Origin of the sequence: Sphingomonas sp. CFBP9019 (assembly GCF_034045155.1) — a bacterium.
Lineage (GTDB): Bacteria > Pseudomonadota > Alphaproteobacteria > Sphingomonadales > Sphingomonadaceae > Sphingomonas > Sphingomonas aerolata.
On record NZ_JAXCWK010000002.1, the window covers coordinates 660385 to 677777 of the forward strand.

At 62.7% G+C, this 17393-nt stretch carries 27 protein-coding genes; all 27 read left to right on the forward strand.

What is annotated here, in order from left to right; translation table 11 throughout:
* Nucleotides 1-238: 238 nt before the first annotated feature.
* The 27 genes from rpsL (at nucleotide 239) to secY (ending at nucleotide 17349) form a co-directional block, all read left to right on the forward strand.
* Nucleotides 239-610, forward strand: coding sequence for a 30S ribosomal protein S12 (gene rpsL / locus SOM18_RS07080; protein WP_010164594.1), 372 nt, complete (start codon nucleotides 239-241; stop codon nucleotides 608-610).
* 76 nt (nucleotides 611-686) lie between these two features.
* On the forward strand, nucleotides 687-1157 hold the full coding sequence (gene rpsG / locus SOM18_RS07085; protein ID WP_031393769.1) for a 30S ribosomal protein S7: 471 nt from the start codon (nucleotides 687-689) through the stop codon (nucleotides 1155-1157).
* 123 nt (nucleotides 1158-1280) lie between these two features.
* Complete coding sequence (fusA, locus tag SOM18_RS07090; protein WP_031393768.1) at nucleotides 1281-3377, forward strand: elongation factor G; 2097 nt, start codon at nucleotides 1281-1283, stop codon at nucleotides 3375-3377.
* Nucleotides 3378-3483: 106 nt separating this feature from the next.
* Nucleotides 3484-4677, forward strand: a complete 1194-nt coding sequence (gene tuf / locus SOM18_RS07095) for an elongation factor Tu (protein ID WP_031393767.1) — start codon at nucleotides 3484-3486, stop codon at nucleotides 4675-4677.
* A 171-nt stretch (nucleotides 4678-4848) separates the two neighbouring features.
* The gene (locus SOM18_RS19420) at nucleotides 4849-5247 is read left to right on the forward strand and encodes a GFA family protein (RefSeq protein ID WP_081874055.1); all 399 of its coding nucleotides are present in this window, start codon (nucleotides 4849-4851) and stop codon (nucleotides 5245-5247) included.
* 224 nt (nucleotides 5248-5471) lie between these two features.
* Entirely contained in the window at nucleotides 5472-5780 is a 309-nt protein-coding gene (rpsJ, locus tag SOM18_RS07100) for a 30S ribosomal protein S10 (protein WP_007406109.1), read from the forward strand.
* A 287-nt stretch (nucleotides 5781-6067) separates the two neighbouring features.
* Nucleotides 6068-6814, forward strand: a complete 747-nt coding sequence (gene rplC, locus SOM18_RS07105; RefSeq protein ID WP_031439113.1) for a 50S ribosomal protein L3 — start codon at nucleotides 6068-6070, stop codon at nucleotides 6812-6814.
* 2 nt (nucleotides 6815-6816) lie between these two features.
* The gene (gene rplD, locus SOM18_RS07110; RefSeq protein WP_031393764.1) at nucleotides 6817-7443 is read left to right on the forward strand and encodes a 50S ribosomal protein L4; all 627 of its coding nucleotides are present in this window, start codon (nucleotides 6817-6819) and stop codon (nucleotides 7441-7443) included.
* Nucleotides 7436-7750, forward strand: a complete 315-nt coding sequence (locus SOM18_RS07115) for a 50S ribosomal protein L23 (protein ID WP_031393763.1) — start codon at nucleotides 7436-7438, stop codon at nucleotides 7748-7750. The genes rplD and SOM18_RS07115 overlap by 8 nt, the downstream gene beginning before the upstream one ends.
* 4 nt (nucleotides 7751-7754) lie before the next feature.
* Complete coding sequence (gene rplB / locus SOM18_RS07120; RefSeq protein WP_031393762.1) at nucleotides 7755-8594, forward strand: 50S ribosomal protein L2; 840 nt, start codon at nucleotides 7755-7757, stop codon at nucleotides 8592-8594.
* Nucleotide 8595: 1 nt separating this feature from the next.
* Nucleotides 8596-8871, forward strand: coding sequence for a 30S ribosomal protein S19 (gene rpsS, locus SOM18_RS07125; RefSeq protein ID WP_031393761.1), 276 nt, complete (start codon nucleotides 8596-8598; stop codon nucleotides 8869-8871).
* On the forward strand, nucleotides 8871-9248 hold the full coding sequence (rplV, locus tag SOM18_RS07130) for a 50S ribosomal protein L22 (RefSeq protein ID WP_320481485.1): 378 nt from the start codon (nucleotides 8871-8873) through the stop codon (nucleotides 9246-9248). Before rpsS ends, rplV begins: the two co-directional genes overlap by 1 nt.
* A complete protein-coding gene (rpsC, locus tag SOM18_RS07135; RefSeq protein WP_031393759.1) occupies nucleotides 9248-9955 on the forward strand; it encodes a 30S ribosomal protein S3 in 708 nt (235 codons plus the stop codon). The genes rplV and rpsC overlap by 1 nt, the downstream gene beginning before the upstream one ends.
* Before the next feature lie 15 nt (nucleotides 9956-9970).
* Nucleotides 9971-10405 (forward strand): 50S ribosomal protein L16, encoded by a 435-nt coding sequence (rplP, locus tag SOM18_RS07140; protein WP_031393758.1) that lies wholly within the window; start codon nucleotides 9971-9973, stop codon nucleotides 10403-10405.
* Nucleotides 10406-10409: 4 nt separating this feature from the next.
* Nucleotides 10410-10616, forward strand: a complete 207-nt coding sequence (rpmC, locus tag SOM18_RS07145; protein WP_031393757.1) for a 50S ribosomal protein L29 — start codon at nucleotides 10410-10412, stop codon at nucleotides 10614-10616.
* Nucleotides 10617-10626: 10 nt separating this feature from the next.
* Nucleotides 10627-10899: a 30S ribosomal protein S17 gene (rpsQ, locus tag SOM18_RS07150; RefSeq protein ID WP_031393756.1), complete on the forward strand. Its 273-nt coding sequence runs from the start codon at nucleotides 10627-10629 to the stop codon at nucleotides 10897-10899.
* Nucleotides 10900-11063: 164 nt separating this feature from the next.
* Nucleotides 11064-11432, forward strand: coding sequence for a 50S ribosomal protein L14 (rplN, locus tag SOM18_RS07155; RefSeq protein WP_031393755.1), 369 nt, complete (start codon nucleotides 11064-11066; stop codon nucleotides 11430-11432).
* On the forward strand, nucleotides 11432-11749 hold the full coding sequence (rplX, locus tag SOM18_RS07160; protein ID WP_031439112.1) for a 50S ribosomal protein L24: 318 nt from the start codon (nucleotides 11432-11434) through the stop codon (nucleotides 11747-11749). Before rplN ends, rplX begins: the two co-directional genes overlap by 1 nt.
* Nucleotides 11742-12356 (forward strand): 50S ribosomal protein L5, encoded by a 615-nt coding sequence (rplE, locus tag SOM18_RS07165; protein ID WP_042466294.1) that lies wholly within the window; start codon nucleotides 11742-11744, stop codon nucleotides 12354-12356. The genes rplX and rplE overlap by 8 nt, the downstream gene beginning before the upstream one ends.
* Nucleotides 12357-12421: 65 nt before the next feature.
* A complete protein-coding gene (gene rpsN, locus SOM18_RS07170; RefSeq protein WP_031393752.1) occupies nucleotides 12422-12727 on the forward strand; it encodes a 30S ribosomal protein S14 in 306 nt (101 codons plus the stop codon).
* 10 nt (nucleotides 12728-12737) lie between these two features.
* Nucleotides 12738-13133 (forward strand): 30S ribosomal protein S8, encoded by a 396-nt coding sequence (gene rpsH / locus SOM18_RS07175; protein WP_031393751.1) that lies wholly within the window; start codon nucleotides 12738-12740, stop codon nucleotides 13131-13133.
* Nucleotides 13133-13666, forward strand: coding sequence for a 50S ribosomal protein L6 (rplF, locus tag SOM18_RS07180; protein WP_031393750.1), 534 nt, complete (start codon nucleotides 13133-13135; stop codon nucleotides 13664-13666). The genes rpsH and rplF overlap by 1 nt, the downstream gene beginning before the upstream one ends.
* The gene (gene rplR / locus SOM18_RS07185) at nucleotides 13666-14022 is read left to right on the forward strand and encodes a 50S ribosomal protein L18 (RefSeq protein WP_031393749.1); all 357 of its coding nucleotides are present in this window, start codon (nucleotides 13666-13668) and stop codon (nucleotides 14020-14022) included. Before rplF ends, rplR begins: the two co-directional genes overlap by 1 nt.
* 3 nt (nucleotides 14023-14025) lie before the next feature.
* Nucleotides 14026-14817 carry a 30S ribosomal protein S5 gene (gene rpsE, locus SOM18_RS07190; protein WP_043156692.1) on the forward strand — a complete coding sequence of 264 codons (792 nt, stop codon included), beginning with the start codon at nucleotides 14026-14028 and terminating at the stop codon, nucleotides 14815-14817.
* Between the two features lie 6 nt (nucleotides 14818-14823).
* Nucleotides 14824-15000, forward strand: coding sequence for a 50S ribosomal protein L30 (gene rpmD / locus SOM18_RS07195; RefSeq protein ID WP_031393747.1), 177 nt, complete (start codon nucleotides 14824-14826; stop codon nucleotides 14998-15000).
* Between the two features lie 116 nt (nucleotides 15001-15116).
* Entirely contained in the window at nucleotides 15117-15659 is a 543-nt protein-coding gene (gene rplO, locus SOM18_RS07200) for a 50S ribosomal protein L15 (RefSeq protein WP_031393746.1), read from the forward strand.
* A gap of 325 nt (nucleotides 15660-15984) precedes the next feature.
* Entirely contained in the window at nucleotides 15985-17349 is a 1365-nt protein-coding gene (gene secY / locus SOM18_RS07205; protein ID WP_031393745.1) for a preprotein translocase subunit SecY, read from the forward strand.
* The last annotated feature ends 44 nt before the right edge of the window (nucleotides 17350-17393 follow it).

Consider the following 17393-nt stretch of genomic DNA (forward strand, 5'->3'; position numbering starts at 1 on the left):
GCAACCAATCTGGCGTCGGGTTCAGGGCAGGGTGGGGTGATCCCCGTGTTGACCGCGGCTGACTCCTGACCTATAGGCGCGCCCTGTTCTTCGGGAGTCTTTCCCGCCGGGCATGCTTGAACATTGCTGGATGCATTCCAGGGCCTGAGGAGCGTTTTGCGCTTCCTAGGGTCCTTTTTGTATTCTCAGGCGCCTCAATGGCTCCAGCAAAGTAACCATTTGAAAGGTGAAGGCTTCAATGCCGACGATCAACCAGCTGGTCCGCAAGGGCCGCGATCCGCAGAAGGCCAAGTCGAAGGTCCCTGCGATGGAAGCCAACCCGCAGAAGCGCGGCGTTTGCACCCGCGTCTACACGACGACCCCGAAGAAGCCGAACTCGGCTCTGCGCAAGGTGGCCAAGGTTCGCCTGACCAACCAGCGCGAAGTCATCAGCTACATCCCGGGCGAGGGCCACAATCTTCAGGAGCATTCGGTTGTCCTGATCCGTGGCGGTCGTGTCCGCGATCTTCCCGGTGTTCGCTATCACGTCCTGCGCGGCGTGCTCGATACACAGGGTGTGAAGGACCGGCGTCAGTCGCGTTCCAAGTACGGCGCCAAGCGTCCGAAGTAAGCCGATCAATGCCAACCGACGCAAGTCGGCACTGGTATGTTTGATCACACAGGCTGAAGTTTAGAAGGAATATAAAATGGCACGTCGTCGTCGTCCCGAAAAGCGGGTCATCCTGCCTGATCCCAAGTTCGGGGATGAGGTTCTGTCGAAGTTCATGAACAGCGTCATGCTGGACGGCAAGAAGTCCGTCGCAGAGCTGATCGTGTACGGTGCATTCGAAACCGTCGAGAGCCGCGCCAAGCGCGACCCGATCGGCGTTTTTCACGATGCGCTCAACAACGTGAAGCCGGGCATCGAAGTCCGTTCGCGTCGCGTCGGTGGTGCAACCTACCAGGTTCCCGTCGAAGTGCGTCCCGAGCGTGCACAGGCGCTGGCAATCCGCTGGCTGATCGGTGCGGCACGTTCGCGCAGCGAGAACACGATGGCCGCACGGCTGTCGGGCGAGCTGATGGACGCGGCCAACAACCGCGGCAACGCGGTCAAGAAGCGCGAAGACACGCACCGGATGGCAGAAGCCAACCGTGCATTCTCGCACTACCGCTGGTAACAGCGGGCTTCGAAGCCTAGCATTGGTAACCGTGTCACGGGCGGTCTTTCGCCCGTAACGCAAACACCTATATATTGGGGAGCCGGCACGTTCGGCTCCCCATATCCTTAAGGAAGCACGATCATGGCCCGCAGCCATCCGCTCGACCGTTACCGCAACATCGGCATCATGGCGCACATCGACGCCGGCAAGACGACGACGACCGAGCGCATCCTCTATTACACCGGCAAGTCCTACAAGATCGGCGAGGTGCATGAAGGCACCGCGACGATGGACTGGATGGAGCAGGAGCAGGAGCGCGGGATCACGATCACGTCGGCTGCAACCACCTGCAAGTGGCGCGCCGAAGAAGGTAAGGGTGAAGAGCACCTTATCAACATCATCGACACCCCGGGCCACGTCGATTTCACGATCGAAGTCGAGCGTTCGCTGCGCGTCCTCGACGGCGCGGTCGCGTGCTTCGACGGCGTTGCCGGTGTCGAGCCGCAGTCCGAGACCGTGTGGCGTCAGGCTGACAAGTACGGCGTGCCGCGCATGTGCTTCGTCAACAAGCTCGACCGCACCGGTGCCGACTTCTACTTCTGCGTCGACTCGATCATCGAGCGTCTCGGTGCGCGCCCGGCGGTCCTGTACCTGCCGATCGGCATGGAAGGCGGCTTCAAGGGCCTGGTCGACCTCGTCGAGAACCGCGCGATCATCTGGCTCGAAGAGAGCCTGGGCGCGAAGTTCGAATATCAGGACATCCCGGCGGACATGGCCGACAAGGCCGCGAAGTATCGCAGCGACCTGATCGAGATGGCTGTCGAGCAGGACGATGCTCTGATGGAAGCCTATCTTGAGGGTAACGAGCCCAGCGTCGCCGACCTCAAGAAGCTGATCCGCAAGGGTACGCTCAGCATGGCGTTCGTCCCCGTGGTCTGCGGTTCGGCGTTCAAGAACAAGGGCGTCCAGCCCCTGCTCGACGCCGTGGTCGACTATCTGCCGTCGCCGCTCGACGTTCCCGCGATTCAGGGTCTGAAGCTCGACGGCGTGACGCCGGACGAGCGTCCTTCGTCGGACGAGGTTCCGTTCTCGGCACTGGCGTTCAAGATCATGAACGATCCGTTCGTCGGCACGCTGACCTTCGCCCGCATCTATTCGGGCAAGCTGGAGACCGCATCGCAGGTCACCAACTCGGTCAAGGACAAGAAGGAAAAGGTCGGCCGCATGCTGCTCATGCATGCGAACAGCCGTGAGGACATCCAGGAAGCGTTCGCGGGCGACATCGTCGCTCTCGCAGGCCTCAAGGACACCACGACGGGCGACACGCTTTGCGCGATGAACGCACCGATCATCCTCGAGCGGATGGAATTCCCCGAGCCCGTGATCGAGCTGTCGGTGGAGCCGAAGACCAAGGCCGACCAGGAGAAGATGGGCGTCGCGCTCAATCGTCTCGCACGCGAGGATCCCTCGTTCCGCGTGTCGTCGGACCCCGAGTCGGGCCAGACCATCATCAAGGGCATGGGCGAGCTCCATCTCGAGATCCTGGTCGACCGCATGAAGCGCGAGTTCAAGGTCGAGGCCAATGTCGGCGCTCCTCAGGTCGCGTATCGCGAATATCTGAAGAAGCCGGTCGACGTCGACTACACGCACAAGAAGCAGTCGGGCGGCACCGGCCAGTTCGGTCGCGTGAAGGTCAAGGTCACGCCGGGCGAGCGCGGTTCGGGCATCACGTTCAAGGACGAGATCAAGGGCGGCAACATTCCGAAGGAATATCTGCCCGCGATCGAGAAGGGCTTCCGCGAGACCGCTGCTTCGGGTTCGCTGGTCGGCTTCCCGATCATCGATTTCGAGATCGTGCTGTATGACGGCGCGTATCACGACGTCGACTCGTCGGCTCTGGCGTTCGAAATCTGTGCACGTGGCGCAATGCGCGAAGTGGCGCAGAAGTCGGGCATCACGCTGCTCGAGCCGGTCATGAAGGTTGAGGTCGTCACCCCGGAGGACTATCTGGGCGACGTCATCGGCGACATGAACAGCCGTCGTGGCCAGATCCAGGGCACCGACAGCCGCGGCAACGCGCAGACGGTCGAGGCGATGGTGCCGCTGGCCAACATGTTCGGCTATGTGAACTCGCTCCGCTCGTTCACGCAGGGCCGCGCGCAATACTCGATGCAGTTCTCGCATTATGATGAAGTGCCGCAGAACGTTGCTGACGAGGTGAAGGCGAAACTGGCCTAACCCTTTAAGGGGGTAGGGCTAGCGTCAGGCTTTAACAGCCGCTATGGGGCCGCGTTCGCGCGGTTCCCGGTGTGGCACCGGAATACGAATCAGAAGGTAGGAAACAATGGCCAAGGCAAAATTTGAGCGGAACAAGCCGCATCTCAACATCGGCACCATCGGTCACGTCGATCATGGCAAGACGTCGCTCACCGCTGCGATCACGAAGGTTCTCGCCGAGACGACCGGCGGTACCGCTGTCGACTTCGCAAACATCGACAAGGCTCCCGAGGAGCGCGAGCGCGGCATCACGATCTCGACCGCACACGTCGAGTACGAGACGGCCAACCGTCACTACGCACACGTCGATTGCCCGGGCCACGCCGATTATGTGAAGAACATGATCACCGGCGCAGCCCAGATGGACGGCGCGATCCTCGTCGTTTCGGCGACCGATGGCCCGATGCCGCAGACCCGTGAGCACATCCTGCTCGCACGCCAGGTCGGCGTGCCTGCAATGGTCGTGTTCATGAACAAGGTCGATCTGGTCGACGACGAGGAAATCCTCGAGCTGGTCGAGATGGAAATCCGCGAGCTGCTCAGCTCGTACGACTTCCCAGGCGACGATATCCCCGTCATCAAGGGTTCGGCAACCTGCGCGCTGTCGGGTTCGAACCAGAAGCTCGGCGCCGACGCCGTCACCGAGCTGATGCAGGCTGTCGACGACTACATCCCGCAGCCCGAGCGTCCGCTCGACAAGCCGTTCATGATGCCGATCGAGGACGTGTTCTCGATCTCGGGTCGTGGTACGGTCGTCACCGGCCGCGTCGAGACCGGCATCGTCAAGGTTGGCGAGGAAGTCGAGATCGTCGGTATCCACCCGACCGTCCGCAAGACCACGGTCACGGGCGTCGAAATGTTCCGCAAGCTGCTCGATCAGGGCCAGGCTGGCGATAACGTCGGCGCGCTGATCCGCGGCGTCGCTCGCGACGAAGTCGAGCGTGGCCAGGTGCTCTGCAAGCCAGGCACGATCAAGCCGCACACCGACTTCAACTCGGAAGTGTACGTGCTGTCGAAGGAAGAGGGTGGCCGTCACACGCCGTTCTTCGCCAACTACCGCCCGCAGTTCTACTTCCGTACGACGGACGTGACCGGCACCGTCGAGCTGCCTGAGGGCACCGAGATGGTCATGCCAGGCGACAACGTGTCGCTCGGCATCAAGCTGATCGCACCGATCGCCATGGACGTGGGCCAGCGCTTCACGATCCGCGAAGGCGGCCGTACCGTCGGTGCAGGCGTCGTCAGTCAGATCGACAAGTAAGCATCTTCTCCTTCGGGAGATGATCGAAAAGAGCCCGGCTTCTCGCGAGAGAGGCCGGGCTTTTTCGTGTTTGGGGGCGGCCGCAGCATCGCCAAAGCGTTGGGCGGCAAGCAGGCAATTGCCAGGGTCCGTCGAGCGGCTAGATTAGGCACGCCACGGGGGGCGGGGCTTATGCGTGCGCAATGTCAGTGCGGTCGACTCACGGTCGAGCTTCCGGGGCCATCGCCTGCCGTGGTGGCATGTCACTGCATCGCCTGTCAGCGCCGAAGCGGATCGCCCTTTGGTGTTCTAGCCTATTATCCCGAGGAACTGCTCGCTGTCGCCGGTGAGGGCAAACGGTTTGAGCGAGCGACGGACGAAGGCAATCGCTTCGAGACGGTCTTCTGCCCAGAGTGCGGATCAACGGTCTATGCGAGGACCGCCAAGCACCCGTCGATGATCGGGGTCGCCGTGGGCGCTATCGCCGATCCTGCTTTCCCAGCTCCCGTTCGCTCTGTTTGGGAGGAATCGATGCATCACTGGGTGACCTTGCCACGTGAAGTACAGCATTTCGCTAAAGGCCGCGTGTAGGCGTCGGTTATCCGGCTGCTCGGGCGCCCGCCCTAGACCGAGGTAGTGCCAAAGGGGTCGGGTGGGGGTAGTCATGAGCCTATTGCCGCCGCGAGGGGGCGGCCTAAAATCGTCGTCGCGCTAGTTGCCTTTTCGGCGACTCTCCCGTAATGGCCCGCCTTCGGTTTAAACATCAACCAGCAAGAGCCCGGAAACGGGCCCGCTCTTTCGCATCGGTAGGGACTATGGACAGCAATATCCGCATTCGTCTGAAGGCGTTCGATCACCGTGTGCTCGATCAGGCCACTGGCGACATCGCCGACACCGCACGCCGCACCGGCGCGCTCATCCGCGGTCCGATTCCCCTTCCGACGCGCATCGAAAAATTCACCGTGAACCGCGGCCCGCACATCGACAAGAAGTCGCGCGAGCAGTTCGAGGTGCGCACGTACAAGCGTATGCTGGATATCGTCCAGCCGACGCCGCAGACGGTCGATGCGCTGATGAAGCTGGACCTCGCCGCTGGCGTTGACGTCGAGATCAAGCTCGCCTAAGGGCGAGCGCGGCGCGGTCGACCGGTAACGGTCCCGCGCCGTTCGACATTGGGATACCGCCGTCGGTGCAAACCGACGGGGCAGCGTCCCCCGTCACGCTCTCGCATTCGCAGGAGCACCAGCCCGGGACGGGGCGCGTTTCGTATTTACCGGGTTGATCCGACTCCATTCAGGGCTTTTGCCGTGGATGGGGTCAGGTGGATGCATCATGGAGCTTGCTCCGGACATGGTCCGCAAGCCCCCGAGGAATAGTCCGACGGGGCCTCTGTCTAGGAAGGGACAAGATCATGCGTACTGGCGTGATCGCGAAGAAAATGGGGATGACCCGCCTGTTCCAGGAAGATGGTCGGCACGTGCCGGTCACCGTTCTGGCACTCGAAGGCAATCAGGTCATTTCCGTTCGCGAAATGGATCGTGACGGCTACACGGCCGTCCAGCTTGGTGCAGGCGTTGCCAAGTCGAAGAATGTCGCAAAGCCGCAGCGCGGCCATTTCGGCAAGGCCGAAGTGGAGCCCAAGGCTGTCGTCCATGAGTTCCGCGTGAACGCAGACGGCCTGCTCGACGTTGGCGCCGAGATCTCGGCTGACCATTATGTCGCAGGCCAGATCGTCGATATCCAGGGCAAGACCCAGGGTAAGGGCTTCCAGGGCGGCATGAAGCGTTGGGGCTTCGGCGGTCTGCGGGCAACCCACGGCGTGTCGGTCTCGCACCGCTCGCTCGGTTCGACCGGTCAGCGCCAGGATCCGGGCAAGGTCTTCAAGAACAAGAAGATGGCCGGCCACATGGGCGACAAGTATCGCACCCAGCAGAACCTCGAGATCGTATCGACGGACGTCGAGCGTGGTCTCCTGTTCGTCAAGGGTTCGGTTCCTGGCTCCAAGGGCGGCTGGCTCTTCGTCAAGGACTCGGTGAAGGTCGCGCGCCACGCCGACGCACCGTTCCCCGCCGGTCTCAAGACCGCCAACAGCAACATCGCAGCAGACACGCCGGCCGAAACGACCGACGCACCTGCAGCCGACGGCCAGGAGGGCTGAGCGTGAAGATCAAGCTTTCATCTTTCGCCGGCACCGAGGGCGCGGACATCGAGCTCAACGACGAGATCTTCGGTCTCGATCCGCGCGCCGACATCCTGCACCGTGTGGTCACCTGGCAGCTCGAGAAGCGTCGCGAGACGGCTCGTGGCACCCGTGAGCGCGCAGACGTCGCTCGCACCGGCAAGAAGTTCGGTCGCCAGAAGGGCGGCGGTACGGCACGTCACGGCGATCGTCGCGCGCCCGTGTTCATCGGTGGTGGTAAGGCACACGGCGCCCGCGTCCGTGACTTCAACCCGTCGCTGAACAAGAAGGTTCGCGCGCTCGGTCTGCGCATGGCGCTCAGCAGCCACGCCAAGGCGGGTTCGCTGGTCATCATGGACAGCCTGGCTGTCGAGGGTGGCAAGACCAAGACGCTGCAGGGCGATCTCGCCAAGCTCGGCTTCGGCAAGCGTGCGCTCGTCATCGACGGCGACATGGTCGACACCAGCTTCGCATTCGCTGCGGGCAACCTGTACGAAGTGAACGTGATGCCGGCAGCCGGCGCCAACGTTTACGACATCCTGAAGCATGACACGCTGGTGCTGACGCGCGCCGCTGTCGAAAAGCTGGAGGCGCGCTTCCATGGCTAAGAAGCAGAAGGCGGGCATCGATAATCGTCATTACGACGTTATCCTGGCCCCGCACATCACCGAGAAGACGACGACTCTGTCGGAGCACAACGCGGTGGTGTTCAAGGTGTCCAACGACGCCACGAAGCCCGAGATCAAGGCGGCCGTAGAGGCGCTGTTCGACGTGAACGTCGTCGGCGTGAACACGCTCGTCCAGAAGGGCAAGACCAAGAAGTGGAAGGGCACGAACTACTCGCGCTCCGACATGAAAAAGGCAATCGTGACGTTGAAGGACGGTCAGTCCATCGACGTGACGACGGGGATCTGAGGCCATGGCACTCAAGCATTATAATCCGACATCGCCGGCACGCCGCGGTCTCATCCTGGTCGACAAGTCGTCGCTCTGGAAGGGCAAGCCCGTCAAGGCGCTGACCGAAGGCAAGCACAAGACCGGCGGTCGTAACAACAAGGGTCACGTGACCTCGCGCGGCATCGCCGGTGGTCACAAGCAGAAGTACCGCTACATCGACTTCAAGCGTCGCAAGTGGGACGTCGAAGGCACTGTCGAGCGGATCGAGTATGATCCCAACCGCACCGCGTTCATCGCCCTGGTCAAGTACCCGGACGAAGAGCTCGCCTACATCCTGGCGCCGCAGCGTCTGGCCGTAGGCGACAAGGTCCTCGCGGCCAAGAAGACCGACGTGAAGCCAGGCAATGCCATGGAACTCGGTCAGATGCCGGTCGGCACCATCGTCCACAATGTGGAGATGAAGCCGATGAAGGGTGGCCAGATCGCCCGTTCGGCCGGCACGTATGTGCAGGTCGTCGGTCGCGACAAGGGCATGGTGATGGTCCGCCTGAACTCGGGCGAGCAGCGCTACATCCGCAGCGATTGCATGGCGACGGTTGGCGCGGTTTCGAACCCCGACAACCAGAACCAGAACCTGGGCAAGGCAGGGCGTTCGCGCTGGCTTGGTATTCGTCCGCTGACGCGCGGCGTCGCCAAGAACCCGGTCGACCATCCGCACGGCGGTGGTGAAGGCCGCACCTCGGGTGGCCGTCATCCGGTCACGCCGTGGGGCAAGCCGACGAAGGGTGCGCGCACGCGTCACAACAAATCGACCGACAAGATGATCATCCGGTCGCGTCATTCGACGAAGAGGAAGGGCTAACATGGCTCGTTCAGTCTGGAAGGGTCCGTTCGTGGACCTTCATCTGCTCAAGAAGGCAGAAACCGCCCAGGACACCAACGCGCGTTCGCCGATCAAGACCTGGTCGCGTCGCTCGACGATCCTGCCGTCGTTCGTGGGCCTCACGTTCAACGTCTATAACGGCCGCAAGTTCGTGCCGGTCTCGGTCAACGAGGACATGGTCGGGATGAAGCTGGGCGAGTTCGCGCCCACGCGCTACTTCCCCGGCCACTCCGCCGACAAGAAGGGCAAGCGCTGATGTCTAAGCAATTCAGCCCGCGCAAGGTCGCGGACAACGAGGCGCTTTCGGTCGGTACGCAGATCCGCGGTTCCGCACAGAAGCTCGGCCTCGTGGCTGCGCTCATCCGTGGCAAGAAGGTCGGCGATGCGATGAACATCCTCGCCTTCTCGACCAAGGGCATGGCGATCGAAGCCCGCAAGGTGCTGGCCTCGGCCATCGCCAATGCGGAGAACAACCACAACCTCGACGTCGACTCGCTGGTCGTCGCCGAGGCATCGGTTGGCAAGTCGATCACGATGAAGCGCTTCGCGACCCGCGGCCGCGGCAAGTCGACCCGCATCCTCAAGCCATTCAGCCGTCTGCGCATCGTCGTGCGCGAGCAGGAAGAAGCATAATGGGTCAGAAGAGCAACCCCATCGGTCTGCGTCTGCAGATCAACCGTACCTGGGATAGCCGCTGGTACGCCGAAGGCGCCGACTATGGTCGGCTCCTGCTCGAGGATCTTAAGATCCGCGCATATATCATGAAGACGCTGCCGCAGGCCGCGATCTCCAAGGTTGTGATCGAGCGTCCGGCCAAGCTGGCCCGCATCTCCATCTTCGCTGCACGCCCCGGCGTGATCATCGGCAAGAAGGGTGCGGACATCGAGAAGCTGCGTTCGACGATCGGCAAGATGACGTCGTCGACCGTGTCGCTGAACATCGTCGAGATCCGCAAGCCGGAAGTCGATGCGCGTCTCGTCGCGCAGGGCATCGCCGATCAGCTCGAGCGTCGTATCGCCTTCCGTCGCGCCATGAAGCGTGCGGTTCAGTCGGCGATGCGTCTCGGTGCCGAAGGCATCCGCGTGAACTGCGGCGGCCGTCTTGGCGGCGCCGAGATCGCACGGTCGGAGAGCTATCGTGAGGGTCGGGTTCCGTTGCACACGCTGCGCGCGAACATCGATTATGCCGAGGCTACGGCGCACACGTCTTACGGCGTTTGCGGCGTGAAGGTCTGGGTCTTCAAGGGCGAGATTCTCGGCAACGATCCGACGTCGTACGACCGCATCATGATGGAGGCTCAGACCTCCGGCGTGCGGCCGCAGCGCGACGATCGTCGCTAAGGGGCAGGAACAGACATGCTGCAACCAAAAAAGACCAAGTTCCGGAAGGCCTTCAAGGGCAAGATTTCGGGCGACGCCAAGAGTGGCTTCTCGCTCAATTTCGGCTCCTACGGCCTGAAGGCCATGGAGCCCGACCGGATCACCGCACGTCAGATCGAGGCGGCCCGCCGCGCGATCACGCGTCACATGAAGCGCCAGGGGCGTTTGTGGATCCGCATTTTCCCAGACCTTCCGGTCTCGGGAAAGCCAGCCGAAGTCCGCATGGGTAAGGGCAAGGGCGCGCCGGAATATTGGGCCGCTCGAGTCAAGCCGGGTCGGATCCTGTTCGAGCTCGACGGCGTCGACGGCAAGATCGCCGCCGAGGCGTTCGAGCGGGCGGCCATGAAGCTGCCGATCAAGGTAAAGGTCGTTGCCCGCCTGGGCGACACCTCGCATCTGGGAGGCGAGTAAGATCATGGCTCGTATCGACGACATGAAGGCCAAGAGCGACGACCAGCTGTCGGAGTCGCTTGGCGAACTGAAGCGCGAGCAGTTCAACCTGCGCTTCCAGGCCGCCACGAACCAGCTCGAAAAGCCGAGCCGCGTTCGTGAGGTCCGCCGCGACATCGCTCGCATCAAGACCCTGCAGGCTCAGCGCACCAGCGCTGACGCCGCGAAGTAAGGAACACATCATGCCGAAGCGCGTGCTGACCGGTCTGGTCGTGTCCGACAAGGGCGACAAGACGGTGGTCGTGAACGTCGAGCGTAAGGTGAAGCACCCGCTCTACGGGAAGATCATCCGTCGCTCGAAGAAGTATCATGCTCATGACGAGAGCAACGAGTTCAAGCAGGGCGAGACCGTGCGGATCGAAGAGACCGCACCGATCTCCAAGCTGAAGACCTGGAAGGTGATCGAGCGGGTCAACACCCACGCGACGCCGGAGCGGGCTTCGGCCGAGGGCTGAATCAAACATGAGGGCAGGGGGGCAACTCCCTGCGCTCTTGTTTTCGTAAACGGGAACGGCTAAGCGGCCGCTCCTCCCCGTTGCGGATTCGTCCGCGGCGGGGTGATTTTTTAGGCGGGGTTCGGTCGGTATCGACCCCAGAGACAGAGAAGGGATACGGATCCATGATCCAGATGCAGTCCAATCTCGACGTCGCTGACAACAGCGGCGCGAAGCGGGTGCAGTGCATCAAGGTGCTTGGGGGTTCCAAGCGTCGTGTTGCAGGCGTTGGCGACATCATCGTCGTCAGCATCAAGGAAGCGCAGCCACGGGGCCGCGTGAAGAAGGGCGACGTTCACCGCGCGGTGATCGTACGTACCGCCAAGGATATCCGCCGTGCAGACGGTACGGTCATCCGCTTCGACGGCAACGCCGCGGTGCTGGTCAACAAGAACGAGGAGCCGATCGGCACCCGTATCTTCGGCCCAGTCGTTCGCGAGCTGCGTGGCAAGAAGCACATGAAGATCATCAGCCTTGCGCCGGAGGTGCTGTAATGGCGAGCCAGCGTATTAAGAAGGGTGACAAGGTCATCGTCCTGTCCGGCAAGGACAAGGGTAAGACCGGCGAAGTCACGATGTCGATGCCGAAGACCGACAAGGTCGTGGTCTCGGGCGTGAACATCGCCGTGCGCCACACCAAGCCGACCCAGGGTGACCCGCAGGGTGGCCTGGTCCGCAAGGAAGCACCGATGCACGTCTCGAAGGTCGCGCACGTGACCGCCGACGGCAAGCCGACCCGCGTCCGCTTCGAGGAGCAGGATGGCAAGAAGGTCCGCGTGGCCGTCAAGACCGGGGAGAAGATCAATGGTTGATCAGAACACCGCCGCTGGCACCGAGGCTGCCTACACGCCGCGCATGCGGAAGATGTATGATGAGACGATCATCAAGGCGATGACCGAGAAGTTCGGCTACAAGAACGTCATGGAGATCCCCCGGATCGACAAGATCGTGCTGAACATGGGTGTCGGCGAAGCGACGCAGGACAAGAAGAAGGTCGACCAGGCAGCCCAGGAAATGGAGCTGATTGCCGGCCAGAAGCCCGTCGTGACCAAGGCCAAGAAGTCGATCGCGCAGTTCAAGCTGCGTGAGGGCATGCCGATCGGCGTGAAGGTTACCCTTCGCCGCGAGCGCATGTACGAGTTTCTCGACCGTTTCATCACGATCGCTCTTCCCCGCGTCCGCGATTTCCGCGGTCTCAACCCGAAGAGCTTCGATGGCCGTGGCAACTATGCCTGCGGTATCAAGGAGCAGATCGTGTTCCCAGAAATCAGCTATGACCGGGTCGACAAGGTCCGCGGCATGGATGTGATCGTGACGACGACCGCCAAGACCGACGACGAGGCTCGCGAGCTTCTCCGTCTCTTCGGCTTCCCGTTCCCGATCGAAGACGACGCTGCCGACGAGAAGAAGGCAGCTTAACTACCAACCGCCGCCCCTGACCTCGTGTCACGGGCGGCGCTTCAGGAAAGAAAGAACTTAAGTCGATGGCGAAACTGAGTTCAGTCAACAAGAACGAGCGCCGCAAGCGCATGGTCAAGCAGTATGCCCCGAAGTACGCGGCACTGAAGGCAATCGCAGCGGACAAGACGCTCGACGATGGTGAGCGTCTGATCGCTCGCCTCAAGATGGCGGCAATCCCGCGCAACGCGAACCCGACCCGCATCCGTAACCGGTGCGAGCTGACCGGTCGCCCGCGCGCTTATTACCGCAAGTTCCGGCTCTGCCGTATTCAGCTGCGCGATCTGGCCAACAAGGGCCTGATCCCCGGCGTCACGAAGTCGAGCTGGTAAGGACTACATCATGGCAGTGACCGATCCCCTGGGTGATTTGCTCACCCGTATCCGTAATGGCCAGCGCGCGAAGAAGGACTCCGTCCTGACTCCGGCGTCGAAGCTGCGCGTCCGCGTGCTCGACGTTCTGCAGCGCGAAGGCTATATCCGTGGCTATAGCGAAGAGCAGATGGGCCCCGCGGCCGGCCTTCGCATCGAGCTGAAGTATTTCGAGGGCCAGCCTGCGATCAAGCATGTCGCGCGCGTCTCGAAGCCCGGCCGTCGCGTCTATTCCGGTTCGCAGGAACTTCCCCGCGTCCGCAACGGCCTCGGCATCACCATCGTCTCGACGCCCCGCGGCGTGCTTTCGGATTCCGAAGCACGTGAGCAGAACGTCGGCGGCGAAGTCCTCGCGGAGGTGTTCTGATGAGCCGTATTGGTAAGAAGCCGGTCACCGTACCGGCGGGCATCACGCCGACGATCGAGGGCAAGCAGCTGACGATGAAGGGCCCCAAGGGGACCCTGAAGATGCCGCTGCGCGACGAGATCAGCTACACGATCGAAGACGGCGGCATTTCGGTGCAGCCGGCCAACGACACCAAGCGCGCTCGCGCGTTCTGGGGCATGCAGCGGACCATGGTGCAGAACCTGGTCACCGGCGTGTCGGAAGGCTTCACCAAGAAGCTGCTGATCAGCGGCGTCGGCTATCGTGCCGCAGCCCAGGGTCGCAACCTCAAGCTGCAGCTCGGCTACAGCCATGACGTCAACATCGACGTGCCCGAGGGCATCGAGGTGAAGACGCCGGACAACACGACGATCGAGATCTCGGGTTCGGACAAGCAGATGGTTGGCCAGCTGGCCGCGGAGATTCGTCAGTGGCGCAAGCCCGAGCCGTACAAGGGCAAGGGCATCAAGTACGACGGCGAGTTCATCTTCCGCAAGGAAGGGAAGAAGAAGTAATGACCAAGGGACTTTCTCTTTTCGCCAAGCGGCGTCGCCGCAACCGTACCGCGCTGCGCGCACGCGCGGGCACCCGTCCTCGCCTGTCCGTGCATCGCTCGGGCAAGCACATCTATGCCCAGGTGATCGACGATGCCGCCGGCACGACGGTCGCTTCGGCCTCGACGCTGGAGAAGGACGTGCGCGGCACGTCCGGCGCCAACATCGACGCGGCGACTTCGGTCGGCAAGCGCGTCGCCGAGGCTGCCAAGGCAGCGGGCGTGACCCAGGTCGTGTTCGATCGCGGCGGCTTCCTCTACCACGGTCGCGTGAAGGCTCTTGCCGATGCCGCGCGCGAAGCCGGATTGGAGTTCTAAGACATGGCTGACGAAAACAACACGCCAGCGGTAATCGCACCCGAGACGACCGCACAGGACGTCACGGCTCAGAACGTGCCCCAGAGCACCGGATACCAGGGCAACAGCGGCGGTGGCCGTGGTCGTCCGGGTGGCGGCGGCGGTGGCGGTCGTGGTGGCCCCGGCGGCAACCGTGGCGGTGGCCCCGGTGGCAACCGTGGTGGTCGCGATGGCGGTCGTGGCGGTCGTGACAATCGTGGCGGTCGTCCGGGTTCGGACGATGGCGGCGAAGAGCTGATCGAGAAGCTGGTGCACATCAACCGCGTCTCGAAGACGGTCAAGGGCGGCAAGCGCTTCGGCTTTGCAGCACTCGTCGTCGTCGGCGACGGCAAGGGCCGTGCAGGCTTCGGTCATGGCAAGGCACGCGAAGTGCCGGAAGCCATTTCGAAGGCGACGGCAGCTGCCAAGAAGAAGATGGTTCGCGTTCCGCTCAAGGACGGTCGCACGCTGCATCATGACGGCAACGGTCACTTCGGTGCCGGCAAGGTCACGCTGCGGTCGGCGCCTCAGGGTACGGGCATCATCGCCGGTGGCCCGATGCGCGCCGTCTTCGAGTCGCTGGGTGTCGCAGACGTCGTGACCAAGTCGGTCGGCACGTCGAACCCCTACAACATGATCCGCGCAACGTTCGAAGCCCTTGGCGAGCAGACCTCGCCCAAGGCCGTCGCACAGCGTCGCGGCAAGAAGATCGCCGACCTGCTCGGCCATGGTGGTTCGAAGACCGCCGAGGCCGATGCAGCTGCGATCACGGAGTAAGCGATCATGGCTACCATCAAGATCACGCAGACCGGTTCGCCGATCCGCCGCGAGAAGGACCAGCGCGCAACGCTGGTCGGTCTCGGTCTGAACAAGATGCACAAGACCCGCGAGCTGGAAGACAGCCCAGAGGTCCGCGGCATGATCCGCAAGGTGCAGCACATGGTGTCGGTCGAAGGCTGAGCCTTCACGACCCACGTGACAAATACGGGAAAGGGGGCTAACGGCCCCCTTTCTTATTCCAGAATCCAACCCGGTTTTTCAACCAGCGCGTAACAAGCGAAAGCGAGTGCATTACCATGAAGCTCAACGAACTCCGCGATAACGAAGGTGCCCGTAAGTCCAAGATGCGCGTCGGACGCGGCATCGGCTCGGGCAAGGGCAAGACCGGCGGCCGCGGCCAGAAGGGCCAGAAGAGCCGTGAGGGCGTGTCCATCGCCGGCTTCGAAGGCGGCCAGATGCCGCTCCACATGCGTCTGCCTAAGCGCGGCTTCAACAACATCTTCCGCAAGGACTTCGCAGAGGTCAACCTCGGCGCGATCCAGCTCGCGGTTGATGCCGGCAAGATCGAGGCGAACGCCACGCTCGACCACAACGCGCTCAAGGCCGCTGGCCTCGCACGCGGTGGCAAGGACGGCGTCCGCCTCCTCGCCAAGGGCGAGCTGACCACGGTCCTCTCGTTCACCGTCGACGGCGCGTCGAAGGGCGCGATCGAGGCGGTCGAGAAGATCGGCGGCAAGGTCGAGGTGATCCACTTCGTCCCCGCAGCCGAGAAGGCTGCCGCCAAGAAGGGCGTGAAGTACAAGGAGCGTGCGGCGCACAAGGCGTCGTTCAAGGCCTGAGTCGAACGAGAAAGGGGGCGGGTGCGAGAGCGCCGGCCCCTTTTTTTTATATGCCTGACCTGGCGGCTTCCTGTCGCCCGCTTTCGACCCGCCCGTTTTTCAGGACCACCCTTCCTCCGTTCGCCCTGAGCGTAGTCGAAGGGTACGTCACCTGGGGCAACGTCCTTCGACTTCGCGCAGGACGAACGGGGCAGGGGGCGACCGAGCGCCCCTCGGGCTCGCATAACGCACCTAGGCATTAGACAAGCGCGCTCCTGCGCCTATATGAGCGGCGGGGGCGGTCACAACGCTTCCCGCCTTCTTTGTTTCCAGGACGATCACACGTATGGCATCCGCAGCCGACCAGATGGCGCAAAGCGTCAGCCTGTCCAAATTCGCCAAGGCGACCGATCTCAAGAAGCGGTTGTGGTTCACGATCGGCGCCCTGATCGTCTTCCGCCTGCTCAGCTATGTTCCGTTGCCGGGTGTCGACCCGACCGCGCTGGGCCTGTTGTCGCAGCAGACACAGGGCGGCGTGCTCGACTTCTTCAACACCTTCTCGGGTGGCTCGCTCAGCCGCATGTCGCTGATCGCGCTCGGCGTGATGCCCTACATCACCGCCTCGATCGTGGTGCAGCTCGCGACCTCGCTGAGCCCCACGCTTGCCGCGATCAAGAAGGACGGCGAATCAGGCCGCAAGCGGCTGAACCAGTATACCCGCTACGGCACGGTCGGCCTGACCGCGGTGCAGGGCTATTTCATCGCCGTCGGGCTCGAGACGCTCGGCGCGAACCAGGGCATCGCCGCGGTGATCGAGCCGGGCATGACCTTCCGCATCGCGGCGGTCATCTCGCTGATCGGCGGCACGATGTTCCTGATGTGGCTCGGTGAGCAGATCACCAGCCGCGGCATCGGCAACGGCGTCTCGCTGATCATCATGGCGGGCATCGTCGCGCATCTGCCGACGACCCTGGTGAACTTGCTCGAGGGCGGCCGTTCGGGCAGCCTCGACCCGATCAAGCTGATCGGCATCATCGTCGCGGTCGTCCTCCTCGTCCTGTTCATCTGCTTCATGGAGCGCGCGCAGCGTCGCATCCTGATCCAGTATCCCAAGCGCCAGACGCAGCGCGGGATGCAGGCCGATCGCAGCCATCTGCCGCTGAAGATCAACACCGCGGGCGTCATCCCGCCGATCTTCGCCTCGTCGCTGCTGCTGATGCCGCTGACGATCTCGCAGTTCGCCGGACAGCGCGTCGCGGGTGAGTCGCAGTGGGGCGATTTCATCATCACCCTCAACCAGTATCTGCAGCACGGCAGCCCCGTGTACATGCTGCTCTACGGTGCCGGCATCATCTTCTTCTCGTTCTTCTACACCGCGATCGTCTTCAATCCCGAAGAGACGGCGGACAATCTGAAGCGGCATGGCGGGTTCATCCCCGGCATCCGTCCGGGCAAGAACACCGAGAACTATTTCGATTACGTACTGACGCGCATCACCGTCATCGGTGCCGCCTATCTGACGATCATCTGCCTGCTGCCCGAATATCTGGTCACGGCGCTGTCGATCCCCTTCTATCTCGGCGGCACAAGCCTGCTGATCGTCGTCAACGTGACGATGGATACGGTGACACAGATCCAGAGCCATCTGCTCGCGCATCAATATGGCGATCTGATCAAGAAGGCGAAGCTGAAGGGCGGTCGACTTCGCTAAGTTGCGGGGTTACCGGTTTATAATCCTGCACGAACGAGGGGAGT